The 14,404-nt window shown below is 66.3% G+C and carries 15 protein-coding genes and 1 tRNA gene; 2 read left to right on the forward strand and 14 right to left on the reverse strand.

Annotation, left to right across the window (positions count from 1 at the left end):
• Positions 1-77 precede the first annotated feature (77 nt).
• Entirely contained in the window at positions 78-305 is a 228-nt protein-coding gene (locus FHG89_RS25945; protein ID WP_425280219.1) for a hypothetical protein, read from the forward strand.
• A gap of 15 nt (positions 306-320) precedes the next feature.
• Positions 321-866, forward strand: a complete 546-nt coding sequence (locus FHG89_RS33110) for a hypothetical protein (protein ID WP_167517521.1) — start codon at positions 321-323, stop codon at positions 864-866.
• 381 nt (positions 867-1,247) lie between these two features.
• Here FHG89_RS33110 and FHG89_RS25950 read toward each other — a convergent pair whose 3' ends face one another.
• The 14 genes from FHG89_RS25950 to FHG89_RS26015 form a co-directional block, all read right to left on the reverse strand.
• The gene (locus FHG89_RS25950; protein WP_139587030.1) at positions 1,248-2,180 is read right to left on the reverse strand and encodes a hypothetical protein; all 933 of its coding nucleotides are present in this window, start codon (positions 2,178-2,180) and stop codon (positions 1,248-1,250) included.
• 70 nt (positions 2,181-2,250) lie between these two features.
• Positions 2,251-3,300, reverse strand: coding sequence for a DNA methyltransferase (locus FHG89_RS25955; protein ID WP_139587031.1), 1,050 nt, complete (start codon positions 3,298-3,300; stop codon positions 2,251-2,253).
• Between the two features lie 333 nt (positions 3,301-3,633).
• Entirely contained in the window at positions 3,634-4,599 is a 966-nt protein-coding gene (locus FHG89_RS25960) for a hypothetical protein (protein WP_139587032.1), read from the reverse strand.
• Between the two features lie 12 nt (positions 4,600-4,611).
• Positions 4,612-4,956, reverse strand: a complete 345-nt coding sequence (locus tag FHG89_RS25965; RefSeq protein ID WP_139587033.1) for a hypothetical protein — start codon at positions 4,954-4,956, stop codon at positions 4,612-4,614.
• Positions 4,957-5,193: 237 nt separating this feature from the next.
• A complete protein-coding gene (locus FHG89_RS25970; RefSeq protein ID WP_139587034.1) occupies positions 5,194-5,385 on the reverse strand; it encodes a hypothetical protein in 192 nt (63 codons plus the stop codon).
• A gap of 20 nt (positions 5,386-5,405) precedes the next feature.
• On the reverse strand, positions 5,406-6,680 hold the full coding sequence (locus FHG89_RS25975; RefSeq protein WP_139587035.1) for a tyrosine-type recombinase/integrase: 1,275 nt from the start codon (positions 6,678-6,680) through the stop codon (positions 5,406-5,408).
• 193 nt (positions 6,681-6,873) lie between these two features.
• Positions 6,874-7,053, reverse strand: coding sequence for a recombinase family protein (locus FHG89_RS33115; protein ID WP_167517522.1), 180 nt, complete (start codon positions 7,051-7,053; stop codon positions 6,874-6,876).
• Entirely contained in the window at positions 7,050-7,685 is a 636-nt protein-coding gene (locus tag FHG89_RS25985) for a recombinase family protein (protein ID WP_167517523.1), read from the reverse strand. Before FHG89_RS25985 ends, FHG89_RS33115 begins: the two co-directional genes overlap by 4 nt.
• A gap of 259 nt (positions 7,686-7,944) precedes the next feature.
• A complete protein-coding gene (locus FHG89_RS25990) occupies positions 7,945-8,361 on the reverse strand; it encodes a hypothetical protein (protein ID WP_139587038.1) in 417 nt (138 codons plus the stop codon).
• Between the two features lie 631 nt (positions 8,362-8,992).
• Positions 8,993-11,149: a bifunctional DNA primase/polymerase gene (locus FHG89_RS25995; protein ID WP_139587039.1), complete on the reverse strand. Its 2,157-nt coding sequence runs from the start codon at positions 11,147-11,149 to the stop codon at positions 8,993-8,995.
• 719 nt (positions 11,150-11,868) lie between these two features.
• Positions 11,869-12,261 (reverse strand): hypothetical protein, encoded by a 393-nt coding sequence (locus tag FHG89_RS26000; protein WP_139587040.1) that lies wholly within the window; start codon positions 12,259-12,261, stop codon positions 11,869-11,871.
• Positions 12,262-12,414: 153 nt separating this feature from the next.
• Entirely contained in the window at positions 12,415-13,209 is a 795-nt protein-coding gene (locus FHG89_RS26005) for a hypothetical protein (protein WP_139587041.1), read from the reverse strand.
• Between the two features lie 45 nt (positions 13,210-13,254).
• Positions 13,255-13,464, reverse strand: coding sequence for a helix-turn-helix domain-containing protein (locus FHG89_RS26010; RefSeq protein ID WP_139587042.1), 210 nt, complete (start codon positions 13,462-13,464; stop codon positions 13,255-13,257).
• A gap of 421 nt (positions 13,465-13,885) precedes the next feature.
• Positions 13,886-13,961: transfer RNA gene (locus FHG89_RS26015), tRNA-Arg, on the reverse strand.
• Between the last annotated feature and the right edge of the window lie 443 nt (positions 13,962-14,404).

Raw genomic sequence — 14,404 nt, forward strand, 5'->3', positions numbered from 1 at the left:
GCCGTCAGCTACGTCGTCGCGCGTAACAATCCGCGGGGCCGGTTCGTCCCTGAGGCAACCAACCACAGGGAGAGCCCATGTTCGCCGCCTACGTAGCCGTCACGATCCTCGCCTCGGTCTTCACCGGCATCGCCGCCACCACGTACCTGATCGGCCACGCCTATCCGAAGGCCCAGGCCGACTCGCCGCCACCGGCCTCGTGCTGTACTTCGTCGGCGCCCTCATCGCGCACCTGCGCGTGGGTTCCCGCCAACTCGTCGGATGGGCCGTCTTCTTCACCACCGCCGTGGCCGCGCTGGCGGTGAACTGGCCTACCACTGGTGAACAGACCGACGTCGGTGGACGCCCTGTGGCACCATCGCGGGGTGCTCCAGTCGATCGAGATCACGGCCATCCTCGCCGTGCCGGAGTCACCGTTGCACAACCTCCACTGGAGCACGAGACTCGAACTGAGCATCGACTGCTTCATCTGCGAGCGCACCGGCCGCACCACGATCTTCGAACTGGGAGCGGAACGGGCCATCTGCTCCGGGGACAGCCGCACCGGACAGCACTACGCCGCCGCCCGAATCTCCGCCTTCGACCGCGGCGTAGGCAAGGACCAGATCAGCCTCCGGGCGGTCGTCGACTACTGGTGGGCACCGTTCCACGACGCCAAACGCGATGTCGCCGCCACGGCACTCACGCGTGCCGGTGGACCGCCGTGGGTCCGGCTCCACCTCGGCTACCACTGCCCCGAGCGCGCGGAGTCAGGCACCTTCTCCGACCAGACCAACCTCGTCCGGCCGTCGCCCACCTCCTGCGAGCACTGCTCAGCGCCGATCGCCGAGATGCGACAGGTGCCCCATGTCCGGCTCCTCGTCTAGTTTCGTCACGCTGTCGGCGGCGCTGTGACGCATCGGCGCCGAAGTGTCGGCCCTGGATACATCCGTTGCGTGAGGCATTTGTTGATCTTCGAGGTGCCCCCGGCAGGATTCGAACCTGCGACACACGGTTTAGGAAACGTACGACACACCCGGCCGGGAGGTCTCCGAGGAGGTCCCGTTGCGCCTGGTCGGAGGCTCGCGGCTTGCAGTCTTTGCAGGTCAAGCCGTGTCTCTGCACATCCTCGGCCGGTAGCCGTTTCCGATCGCTTCCGGCGGCTTCCGGAGACCTGTGCGGACCTCCGGCGGACCTTCGATCTTGACTGCAACGTACCGGGTAGGGGTATCGACCGTAAGTGACCTTGCCGCGATGGGCATGCGGGATCAGAGATCCCGATCTACCCCGTAGGCACGCAACAGCGCCTTGACGGCCTCGGTCGCTCTCAATGCCTGCTGGTGCGCTCGTATCTCGTTGGCCGTCAGAAGTTGCTGATACAACGCGAACGTTACGTCATCGGGATCTGCTTGGTCGGAATGAAGTCTCAGGAATTGATACCAATCCTTTATTCGGACGCCGAGCACCTCTATCTCGTTGGTCCGCTTAACCCAATCTGTCATGAGGCCCTCAGCGCGTGCCACGCGGCCAAAATTGCCGCCCCCATCATAGGCGGGTACGTCCGAGATCAGATCAGCTTTGCTGGGATATGGGTGGGCGCCATCCGGACTTGCAATACCGACATCACCACGGGTTCGCCGCAGGTGTTGCCAATAGTAGTTGCGGTATTCCGCTGCCCATTTGGCCGATGCCACGAAGGGCTCGGCGGCGACAGGCGAGCCCGAGAGTACGTTGTCCAGATACCAGGGCACGACCACTAACAAGTCGTGATCCGCACAGGCCGCTGCCGTTGTGATAAATCTGAAGCTGGGTTCGCCCTCCTTCGACAGCAGGAACCAGCCTTTAAGCTCAATTCCTAGAGCGATCTCGATTCCGGCCGAACTGGCTCCCTTTCGGACGAGTCGAACGTCGGGGAAAGCCTGAGACTGCCTTTCGAAGGTGTAGCCTAGCCACTCGTCATCCGGATCCCAGAGCGCCCGCTGCTGGTTGAGAGCCTTGACTACTTGGCCTTCAATGCTTGCGCCAAGGAGAGTGTTAAGGCTGTAGAGATCCGTCGCATTTACGCCACTAATATGATTGTTGAATTCGAAGAATGCGGGAAGTCCCAGCAGAACTGTGCGTAGCCGCTGCTGAAGTATGGTCTTTGCGTCATCCTGTCGGAGGACTGGCTCCAGCGGCGGGGCGACCTGCTCAGCTTCCACATCCGCTCCTTGTCGGGGATGAGTGGTGGCATGAGATGCTATCGCCCCGGACGGCGCAGCGTGGCCCGGGCTAGCCCTCAGTTGCTGCCGCGTCCTCCGCCGCTGGATCTGCCTGCACCAATGCAAGCGAGAGCCGCTCCTCGGCGAGTTCGGCGAACGCTGGGTCAATCTCGGCTACGTAGGCCTGACGCCCCAACGCAACGGCGGCGACAGAGCCAGAGGCCAGTCCCCCGAACGGCTCCCAAACGATGTCGCCTGGCTCTGTGACGGCGCGAACGATACGCTCCATGAATTCAAGGGGCTTCTGGTTGAGATGCGCCGCGCTGCCTGCGGTCGGCTTGTAAACCCGAGGAGCGGCCCGGCGCAGAGTTCCCTTCAAACGCTCTGCGTCGTGTAGCGATGGACGTTGCCAGACGTTAGTAATACCGTGCTGATGAGTCCATCGGTAACGGAGGCTATCCCACTCCTTGGCGGTTATGGCCGTCACGCCATCCAAGCTGAAATACGGCCATCCCGTGTTTGCGCCTCGTGCGTTGGCGTACTCGGCGAGTCGTTCGACCATCTCACCGGGAGGCCAGTACCACAGCCAGTCCTGCGTTAAGTATTTCCTGGTTGCGGCGTTCTTTACCCCACACGCCTCATTAGCTTTGTTGAGGGGGATTCCAGCTCGCTGCCACTCATGCCTAAGCCAGCGCTGCACTGGCATGGGGCCATCCGGGCAATTGACGGCGAATCGCCGCTGGTATAGGACGCAAACCTCCGAGACGACAGGAAAACGACGGATCGTTTTACCATTGACGTTGCCGGCGATGTGTCCAATGCCTTTATCCCACGTAATGGCCTGAACATAATCCCAGCCCATTGATTCAAGAAGTGGGTGAACGTTCGCCCAGCCTATCTCGGTGTTCCAAAACCATAGCGTAGTTGATGGATGCGCCTTAGAGGACCATGCCTCAACGTGCGGACGGTACCAGTCGGTTAAGCCTTCTGGTCCCACGGTGTCGCCGTGGAAGCCGCGTACACCGTAAGCGCCATCGCTAATGATGGTTCGTGGCGTCGGCCATCCATCGTAAGCGCCAAGAACGTCACCGTGATGAAGCCGATACCGACTGTTGGTCATGACTCTTCCTCCCGGCCTGCGATGAGCCTAAGGTCTCGCGGGATACCTATGGGGGCAGGGGCGCGGCGAGTCCTGCGGCTCATCGTGGTGTAGCCTCACCGTTCACTGACCCTAGCCTTTCTAGTACACATGTACGACACCTAGGTGGCGTCGAGTACTGGCGATGTCAGGGCCTTCTGCCCGCCGGTGCCCTAGCTCCACGCCTCCTGTGCCGGGAGCCGGTCCCGGTCGCTCCGCCCGCCCGGAGCCGATCGGCACGGTAGAGACCACGCTAGGGCTGTTAGATGTGGTGCCGCCTCCGGAGCGACCGGAGGCGGCGAGGTTTGGCCGGTGCTACTGTCCGGCGTCCACCTTCCGCGCCGCGAGCCGGAGAGCTTCCGAGACGTTGCGGACCTTGCGGGAGTTGAAGGTGCTCTCGGCGTAGACGTACCGCCCGCGCTCATCCCAGACCAGACGCAGTTCGGTGCCGCCGATCTTGGCGGTGAGGATCTCCTCGCCCTTGAAGCGCCGAATCTTGGACTCGACCTTCATCGCGGCCAACTTCTCGGCGACGGTAGCGGCCTTGGTCTTCCCGTCCGCCCGGAGCGGGACGTTGATCGTCATCCCGGCTCGGGAGGTGCCCGCACGGCCGACGTACTCGGCGGACGCCCGGTTGAGTCCCGGTCGGCAGATCCAGCACCCCGCCCGCTCCTCCGAGTCGGCCGGGAGCGAGTCGTGGCCCCGGTCGCTGTGCTCGTTCTCCCACTGCGCCTCCTCGTGGCACGGCACGCACAGCTCTACCGCCTTGGCGGTGTCCCGGTCGTTGGAGTCGCCGGAGCCGGAACCGATCGAGCGGGTACCGCACGAGCGGCAGGCGTTCTTGCGGGCGGGCTTGGCCGCAGCGGCGGATGCCGGCTCGGTCGAGGTCTCCGCCGGAGCCTCGCTCCCGGCACCCTCCTCGGTGGGCGTAGCGGGGGTGGTCTTCGCGTAGATCAACCCGATGAGCTTGTCCTTGGTCATCTTGGCCGATGGCGACAGCCCCAGCTTCCGCGCGGTCTCCCGGAGCTGCGCGGCCGTCTGCTGCGACAGCGGCGTCTCCGCCTCCTCGCGCGGGCCGGTGTTCTCCGGCAGGTTGCTCAGCTTGCGGATCCGAGCCTGGATCGTCTTGGTCTGCTCGGCGAGCGGTAGCGCGGTCAGCCGCTGGAACTCCTCCGCCGGAGTCTCCTTCCGGCCGTTCGGGAGCGGGGTGTGCTGCGCGGCCTTGGTCGTCTTGGCGGCTGCGGCCGGGCGGCCCGCTCCGCGCTTCACAGTCGTGGTCATGGTTGGCCCTCCTCAGAGATCGATGGTGTGGTGGCCGCAGTCGAGCACGTATGCGGCGGTGGGGTCAGTGGCTCGATTGGTCGTGTACTCCCGGACCACGCGCCGCTCGGTCGCGCATTCCTGGCAAGGCCGCGTCTCCTCCTTGGCGACGTAGCCGGGCGCTGGCGCGGTCTCCCGGAGCGCCACCTCAAAGGTCCGGCCGTCCGAGAGGAGGATGCCGAAGCAACGGTCACCCTCCTCGTGGGCCACGTCCCAGACGGTCACCTCGCCGGCAACCGGGAGCGGTCCGGCCGCAACGCGGTCCATCAGCGCGTACGCCAGGACCTCCGTCACCCGAGCTGTGTCGATCTTGTCCATCTCGGTCCCTCCTGAAGTTGATCTTGATCAGGACCGACTATCGACCAAATCTGGCCAGATGGAAACCGTTTCCATCAACGCTCGGCGCGTCGTGTGGTTTACCTGCACAAACAACGAACGCCACCGGCCGCAAGGGAACGTCTGCAAATGTGGGTCTCGTTGGCGAGGCTCCACGCTAGGGCCGTTTCCTGGCGCATGTGCTGCACCCCCAACCCGAGGCGGTTGGGGGTGCGAGCGTCAGCCGGTGTAGGTGCGAGCGCGGTCCGCCGCCACGGTGACCTCAAACTTGGAGGTCGGCACGGCGCTGTCCGCGAACGTCAGCACCAGCTCCTGCACGGCCGGGCCAGGGCCGTAGGTGGTCCGGAACTTGGCGCTGACCAGCGTCACGTTCAGGTTGACCTCGGTAACGGTCGGGTGGGTCTGTGCCATCTCTTTCTCCTTCTCTTGCGTTACTGCGTGCCGGTCGGCCGCAGGGGTCGGACGTTGCTGGGCTGGGGTTTGGGCGCCGCAGGTCGAGCCGCGAAGATGTGCGGCGCATCCTCATCCGGCGGGATCAGGTGGGCGTAGAACTTCTGCGTGGTCTCGTAGCTGGCGTGCCCCATCTGCTCCGACAGCCGCTCGATCTTTCCGCCCGCGTCGAGCCACAGCGCGGCGAACGTGTGGCGGAGGTCGTGCAACCGGGTGGCCTCCGGCAAGCCCGCGGCAGCCAACGCAGGCTTGAAAACGTTGCGGTAGAACGCACCCGGCTCCACCGGCTCGCTCCAGTTCAGCCGGAACCCACCCCGGACCTTCCGCCCGTCCGGCCCGGTCGTGTAGGTCGCTCCCGGCTTCCGGTTCGGGAACAGCGGAGCGCGCGGCTCCTCGGCTCGCTCGTGGGTGCCGGACAGGTACTCCGCGAGGTCCGCCGCGAGCCACGGCGGCAGCTCCACCCGACGGGTGCTCTCCTCGCTCTTGGGCGTGTCCTCGACCCAGCCGCTCTTGGTCTTCCGGCGGGTGCGATGCACGTCCACGTACCCGCGCCAGGTCTCCTTGGCCCGCCACAGCTTGACGTCCGCTACGTCCAGACCGGCCAGCTCTCCTGCCCGCAGCCCGGTGTACGCCAGGAACCGCACCATGAAGCCGTACGGCTCGGGTGCCGCTGCCGCGAGCGCTTCCACCTGGCTCGCGTCCAGGAACACCGCCCGGAACTTCGGTTGCTTGTTGGGCTTGCGGCCGGGAGTCCGCCGGAGGATCGCCGGGTTGGCCGGCAGCACCCCATCCTCCGCCGCTAGCTCCAAGACCGCTCGGAAGGCCGCATAGACGTTGCGGACGGAGTTGGCCCGGCTCATCCGGCGAGGCGAGCGGCTGTCTGCCGGAAGGCACCCGCCCTTCATCAGCCTCGCCCGGAACTCCCGACAGTCGCTCGCCCGGATCTCCGAGACCGGCCACCCCCGGAAGAACTCCCGCGCGTGGAGCAGCGCCGAGCGGTACCGCTCCGCCGTGTTGGCCTTGACCGTGGCGGAGACCTCCTCGATGTACTTGTCCGCGTAGGCATCAAAGGTGGTCTTGCGGTCGGTCGGGCTGACGCGACTCTCCGACTTGAGGTTGCGCAGGATCCAGTCGTTGGCCTCCGCCTCGGTGGTGAAGGTGCGGCGAGGTCGGTGCTCCCGGCCGTTGACCTTGTACCGCCAGCGGACCTCCCACTGCCCGCCGGAGGTCTGCTTGGGGATGGGTAGCTTCCTCATGCCGCGCTCCTCACGGTCGCCGGTCGCTCGCAGGTCGGGCACCAGACCGAGGAGCCGGGTACCGCTGCGGGGTAGTAGTCCCGGACGCACCCGCACGACAGGACGGCCGAAGTCGGGCGCTGCTGGCTGATCTGCTTGTTCTCCTTGGCCCGCCAAGGCGTGACGTTGACGGACCGCTTACTGGCGCGGGGGTTCATGCCAGACCTCCTCGCGTTGCGGCGTTGTAGATCCGGCGGACCGTCTTGGTGTGCCACGGTCGCCCGTTCGGGCTCGCGACACCCTCCCGATGGAGGCGAGCCGAGATGGCGGTGAAGGTCAGGCCCGCCCGGTGCTCGCGGACGATGCGGTCAACCAGGGCCGCGTCGAGGCTCACGACTCCACCTCCGCCGAGCGCTGGTAGATGGCGCGGACCGCTGCTGGGCGCCACCTCGGCGAGCCGCCGGGAGTCTCGACGTTGTCCGCGTCGAGCTTGGTGGCGATGCCCGCGTAGGTCTCGCCCGCTCGGCGTAGCTCCACGATCCGAGCGGCTACCTCCTCGGGCACGGTGGACTGCCGGCCGAGCCGCTTGCCCTCTGCCCGAGCGCGGGCCAATCCCTCCCGCGTCCGGCGGGAGATGAGCCGCCGCTCCTCCTGGGCTACGGCAATCTTGATGTTGGCGGTGAGCTGGGTCTCCTCATCGGCGCTGTCGTAGCCGTCGCAGGACAGGAGCCGCACGCCCGCGTCCCTGCACTCCGCTTGGAGGTCCGCGCCATCCTTGACCGAGCGGGTCACCCGGTCGATGGCCCGGATGAGCATCGCGTCCGCAGCGCCCATCTCAACGGCCGTGATCGTGGCCGCCCGCCCGAGCATCCGCGCGGTCCGTCGGGTCGAGACCACATCCATCATCACGGTCACGAGGTCCCAGCCGTTGGCCTCGCTGTACCGGCTGAGGTAGTCGATGCCCGCCCGGAGGCCGTGGCCGTGGCGGCTCTGCTCCTCGGTCGAGACTCGGACGTACCCGATCACGCGCAGAGGTGTGTCGGTAGGTGCGCCCGTTTGGCCTCTCCCGGCCTGCGGGCCGTTCCGGCTCCGCCCGGAGGGGGTCACCCCTCCCGCACCGCTACGGCCACGCGAGGCGGCCTCGGTCTTGCCCATCACTCCTCCTGGTCGGTAGACGGTAGACGTCAAGTTCGCAAAACGGACATCTACCGTCTACCGTACGCCACGTCCACTATGGACAGTTATGACCGGGCTCCGCCGCTGAAATCCGTGCAGGGCAAGGGATCTAGCGCCAGCTGTCCGGCAGCTTGTCGTCCGCCGGGACGACTCGGACCGGCTCGCCGCTCCGGTCGTAGACCTCACCGGAGACCGGCGTGCCGGGATCCTCGCTCCAGGCGAACGTCCCTTGCCGCCGCTCGACCGGCACGGGAGGTGCGGCGGTGGCCTCCGCCTTGACCGCAGCCTCCACCTCCTCAACAGATCCGGAAAACTGGCGCTTGAGCACCTCGCTGCCGATGGCTCGGACCTCATCCTCAGATGCCAGCTCGAAGATGCTCTGGATCGTCTGCTCCCACGGCTTGAGCTCCAACGACACCTGGATCTCGCCCTTGAAGCCCGCCCGCTCCAGGGCCCACGTGATCGCCTTTAGCCGGTCGGAGGCGGACACGCGAGCATCCCGAGCGATCCCGAGCAGCATCTCCATCAGCTCATCCCGAGCCTCCCGCAGTTGCTCCTCCGCCTTCCGCCGGGCAGGAGTTCCCCTGGCCGCTCCGTGCATCGGGCAGACCGTCGCCCCGTCAACCGCCCACCGCTTACACCGCTTCCCGGACCGCTTGGAGGTAGCCGTACATTGCGCCATCCGGCCACGGCCGGTCTTGCTATCCACCTTCCGAGCGCTATCAACCACCGAGGACACCACCCTCACCTCCCCACCTTCCGCATAGCCCGAGCGATTGCAGCCCTACAGCGCTCCGGTCCGGCCCACAGCAAGACCTCATCCGCAGCCGAGAGCCGTTCGGCGACCGGCCGACCTCCATCGGTCGCTACCCGAGCCGCCGCCTCGATCCGGTCGATCAACTCCACTTTCATCCCTCCTCGCGTCGTACGTCGGCGGGGCCCTAGAGAGGCCCCTAGCCGTACTTGGTACGCCCTCAAGATCGCGTAGTTGGTCCGTCGTAGCTCCGCGAAATTGGGAACGACCAGGGCAAACACATCAAGATCCGCTAATCCGTCGTAGCTCCGTCGTTGCTCGCGTCGTAGCTCCTCCGCTCAAGATCGGCGAAGTTGCGCGCGACCAGGGCAAATACCGAAACCGTCGTAGCTCCGTCGTTGCTTCACCCCGCCACCTCGCCCGGCTCCCGGACGTACTGATAGACCGCAGCCGTAGACCCGGAGGTGCCACCCTTCTTGCCCGGGATCTTGACCGCGCGCTCCGCCTTGACCATCGCCTCCAGTTGCCGCCGGACCTTGGCCTCAACCTGGTCCGACTCCACCCGAGCGCCGCCGTAGATGGCCTTCACGACCTGCCGGACGGTCATGCCCTCCACGGGACCGGCCTGGAGCGCCATCAACGCCGTCACCTTGGGGCTGATGGTCTCGGAGCGGCCGACCGAGTGAGAGTGCGAGATCATCAGCGGTCCGACCTTCCCGAGCGGCTGCTTGAGGTGCTTGACCTCGACCTCCTCCGCGCCCGGCAGGCCATCGAGGAAGATGACCGAGCCAGCACCCGCCGTCAGCCACCGCGAGCCGAACACGTCGGCCAGTTCGTTGGGGGTCTTGTTCTGGCCGTTGGACTTCCGCTGGTGGTGCAGGCCGACCCAGTTCATGCCCCGCGCCAGGACCTCCTGCATGGCCAAGTTCAGACCCGAGCCGGTGGCGTCGTCTGACAGTGATGTCGCGAGATCCTTGTAGCTGTCCACGTACACGTCCGCGATGTCGCTGCCGAACTCCGCGCGGATCCAGTCCGCGAGCGCGGCAGGAGAGGACAGGATGTCCACCGGCACCGGGCCGTTCCACACCTCCAGCCGTTCCGCGAGGAGATCCCGGTGCTCCTCGCCGACCATCCGCCCCAGCGACCGGGCAGCCTGCGCGGGCCGGTCCATCGCCAGGTACAGCGCCCGCCCCTCCGCAGGCACGACGGGCAAATCCCACAACGCCTCGCCGAGACCGATCCGAGCGAGTAGGAGCTGTTGGAGCGTCGTGGTCTTACCGACACCGTCGCCGCCAGCAATGAGCAGCGCCTCGCCGGTGATCCACAAGACCTTCTGCCCCTCGCCCCAGATGGCCGGCAGACCCTCGCCCAGCTCGGCCAGGAACTCCGCCCCGGACATCCGGCGGCTGCGCTTGGACAGGCTCAGCAGCTCCTTGTACCGGCGAGCGTCGAACAGCTTCTTGGCCTGGTAGCGATGCTCCATGTCCTCGGCGAGCCGGAGCACAGCGGACGTACCGGCGTCATCGCCTCCGCCAACCTCCGTCGAGCCGAGGAGGTCGCACCAATCCTCCTCATCCCGAGCACCGAACTCGTGGACCGTCTTGGCGACTGCGGCGCCCAACATCCGGTTGAACTCCGCGTGCGCCTTGGCCAGCGACTCCCGCCGAGCCTTGCCGTCCACCCCGGAGACCTCGGCCAAGAACTGCTTGCGGAAGATGCCCACCGCGGCATGCAATCCTCGGTGTCCCTTGGCGCTGTCGCGGACCGCCTGCCACAGACCGTCCCGCGTGAGGTCGTGCGCTCCGTCGGCCCCACGCAGGGACAGCTCTCCGGCCGTCTTGACGATGACGCTCGCCATCTGCCGGCACGGTTCGGCGGAATCCTCGGCGACCCACGCGGCAACCTCCGCCTCCGGCAGCTCCGGCGCACCCTCGCCGGAGATCGGGTCATCCCGCAGCAGGTACCGATCCCACTCCTCCGGCAGCCACGGCAGCTCCTCCGGCTCCGGGATCTCATCCGCCACCTCGATCCCGTCCGGGCCAAACCACCGGTACCGCTCGCCGCTCGGGTGGAGCGATGGAGCGCAGATGGCGTAGCGGTGTCCGTACTGGACGAACTCGATGCCGCCGCCATCGTCGGCGGCAGGCTTCCCTCGCCTCCGCGCAGGCTGGCACCGGAACAGATAGATGCCCGAGGTCCCATCGATACGGGAGCTGGAGCGCCAGGTGGGCGGGAGAGCACCGAGCCGGTCTTGCAGCCGCTGGAAGGTCTCGGCTCCCGGCTTGTCGTCGTAGGCGTCAACGTCCACGCCGATCAGGCCCGGTCCGAGGCGGAGAGCGATGTTGCCGACCGGCAGCGTCACCCCGCGCTCCTGGTCCACCGTGAACCGCCCGGACCCAACCCACGCCTCGACCTGCTCCCGGCTCGGCTGCGGGTTACTCCACCCCGTCACGCCATCGGGCACCGGAGCCTTCTTGCTGGGTGGTAGCGGGATCGGACGCCAGAAGTTTGGATCCGCCTCCGCGTAATCGCCAGCAGCGACCTTGTACGGGGTGCTCATCGGTCCGCCCGCCGTGCATTTGCGTCCTTGGACAGCGCTAGCGCGGTCGGCGTGGTGTCGAGGATGGCGCGCACCTCTGCCAAATCCTCTTGGATCTCGCGGAAGTAGGCAGCCCAAGCCGCACGGACCTCCTGGCCCTCATCAATTACGACACTCACCGTTCCGCCGTAGCGGCAACTCGTATCGTCGCGTAGCATTAGCGCTACCTCCAATGGTGTTTAGGTGCCCCCGGAATTGCCCGCCGGGGGTGCCGCCATTTAGCGGCGAGCCTTCTTCTGTCGGTTCTCGATTGCCTCAGCCACGAGCCGACGCGTGACCCAGGAAGCTGGACGGTCGTCCCGCTCCGCTTCTGCCTCGACGTAGGCCAGTTGTTCGTCGGTAAGGTGGACCGCCACTCGTCCAGCGAACTCACGCGGGCGGCCACGCTTCCTCTTGGTCTCTTGCATTTCCGGTCCCTCCCTTTACCTGTCCTCGAATGGCACCCAGCAGGTATCGCACACAATCTCGTCATCCTCGTTGAAGCCTGCGAACTCGCCTTTAGGTATGAACTCCCCGCAGTCGGCACAGCGACTGCCCGAGCGAGTTACGAATTGACCCGGCGGCACATAGATAGATTCAATGGACATGCCTCAGCCCTCACTCCTCCAATAAGTGAGGTCCTGGCATCCCTGTGCTCCTTGGACCTACGTCGAACTATATACGCATTTTAGGAAACGCGCTTATTGGTCGGTAATGGCAATTAATGGGCCGGTTTCCAGCTCCGGCGGCTCCTCCTCGGTCTCCTCGCAGCCGGGACCGTGGTCTAGCACGTAGTCGAGGGTGCCGCCGTCGTCCGCGTCCGCCTCGACGGACCACCGGCAAGCAGGTCCGCAGGCCATGACGTCGGCGAGGCGGGCCAAGGTGGCCTCAGTGTCGGCTAGCCGGACCTCCCAGAAGGCACCATCGAGCGCGCTGACCAACTCGCCCACGTCGAGGCCAGCGCGGTAGTAACTCAACGGGACCGGCACGAGGAGCTGGCGGATAAATGTTGAGCGGTACTCCTCCGCCCGCCGGTCCCATTGGGATGCGCTGTCCTCGACCACTACGTGAACCGCCAGCAGTTCGGCGCGCATTCGGTCAGGGTCGATTTGGTACAGGACAACGTGATTCGGCAGCGCCGCCGCCATTCCGCAAATTCGGTAAGATTCAGACACGAGACCTTGCCTCCTCCTTCACCGGTGAAAAGTGCCCCGCTCGGACTCGCACCCCGAGCGGGGCACCACCATTCAGGACCGCTGGCCGCGAGAGGCCATGACCTCCTGGAGACCGCCGGACAGACCAGCGGCAACGTTCGTCGCCGGACCGTTCAGCAGCCGTTCCCGAGACTCCGCCGACTCCAGCGACCGCAGTGCATCACGGACCGATCCGAACAGTTCGTCAGCGTGGCCCCGCATGCTGTCCGCCGGGTTGATGTTGGCCGGGGCGGCGAACATCTGCCCCGATCCGGCCGAGCGCGCCGGAGCCGTGGGTCGGCCTTCATTCAGGCCATCCGAACGGTGCCCGGAGAGGTCGCCGAGGAGCGTCGGCAGCCGGTCCCGCATCACCGGGAACCGATCCAGCTCCTTGTCCTGGAGGTCGGCCAGGTCCGCCGTCTTGAGCTGCTCCCGCTGCTCGGCGTCGGCGTGCATGTTCTCGGCCATCTCCCGCACTTCCCGAGCTTCCCGGTCCGCCTTCTGGATGGCCTGCCGGAGATCGGCCGAGGAGATCCGTCCCCGCTCCGCGTCGGCAGCCGCCTCGGCCAGCTCCGCGCTGATGTCGCGCAGGCGGAGAGTGGTCTGGGTGGCCCGCTCCCGGTCCGCCTCGACGCTCTGCCGGAGCTGGTGCCGGCGCTTGGCCTCCAACTGCGTCTCGTACTGGTGAACCCACTGCTTGAGAGCCTTCTGCTCGGCCGGGGTGCTGGCGTTCTCCAGCCGCTCCCGAGCCGCCCGCAGCGTCACCTGCGGGTGCGATCCGGTCATCGCCGCCCGAGCCTCCAGCGACAGCATGCCGAGCTGAAGCTGCATTGCCGCGTTCTCGTCCATTGCCATTCCTCCTGTTGGTTGTTCTGTCATTCCTGGATGCAGCGCTTATCGCGCTGCTGACTGAGCCGGGTTGGCCTCAAACATCGCGTCGAGGTCGGACCGGCGAATGCGGTAGTGACTGCCGGGCTTGTCGTTCGCCCGGAATGCGCGGAGCTGGCCGGCACCGATCCGGTCGCGCAACGTGCGCTCGGTCAGTCCCGTGTAGGTGGCGGCATCCGGCAGCGATAGCCAGCCCGGCTCAATCTGCGTCTTCATGAGCGCTCCTCGGCTTGCGTCGCCGGGAGGAGGGCATAAAGAAACCCAGGCCGCCCCGACGAATGATCATCGGCTGCGCCTGGGTGTTGGATTCTCCGCGCTCTATCGGGTTGTCGGCTTTACAACCCAGCTCACGGATAGGCGGTTTATCAACAGGCCTTGCTACCGCCTACGCCTTCAATATCAACTCTGCTCGCGTCGCGCTCTCAGCGCGTCCCATTCACGGAGGAGCGTACCCGGTTCCGGCCGTTTCCGCTATTGCGCGAAAAGGGCATATCCGCCAACTCCCGGCGTAGCGCTCGGACAGCTACCCGCCGGGGGTACCGCCTCTCTGTGGGCGTCCGTCGAGCTGTTGCGGACCGGGAACGGACCTCGGATCTTATGAGCCTCGATAGGTGCCGAGCGTCTGCCCTGCTAGTAGTGGTGCCCCCGGCAGGATTCGAACCTGCGACACACGGTTTAGGAAACCGATGCTCTATCCCCTGAGCTACGGGGGCGCGAGGGCCTAGTCTAGCGACCTGGGGGTTCACCTGGGGTGGCAGGGAGTGGCCCGCGTTCACCCACGTCAACCGGACCGCCGTTCTCCCAGCCCAGGACCACACCCGGAGCACACGAACCCCGGTTTGCGACCGGCGGTCGGCCGCAGTGACCCACGTTCGCACCGGTTGACCCCCGTTGGCATCCGCTGGAGAGCACACACCGCGCACATCATCGAAGATCATGATGCCACCGACTCCCCGGCCGAGAAGTCGGCTGGGGAGTGGGCGCTACGGCGGCAACCCTCCGCGAGCCTCGGGCGCTGACTCAGGCCACGATGCGGACACAGGGGCAGCGTTTGGCATGAGTCCCGCACGAGGCTCCGCGCCCGGATCAGCCACGGGCTGCGCTGGACCCGCTCTCGCCGTTTGCCCTCCCGTGAGTTCCCCTGAGTCGGGATCTT

The organism is Micromonospora orduensis, assembly GCF_006228125.1.
GTDB lineage: Bacteria > Actinomycetota > Actinomycetes > Mycobacteriales > Micromonosporaceae > Micromonospora > Micromonospora orduensis.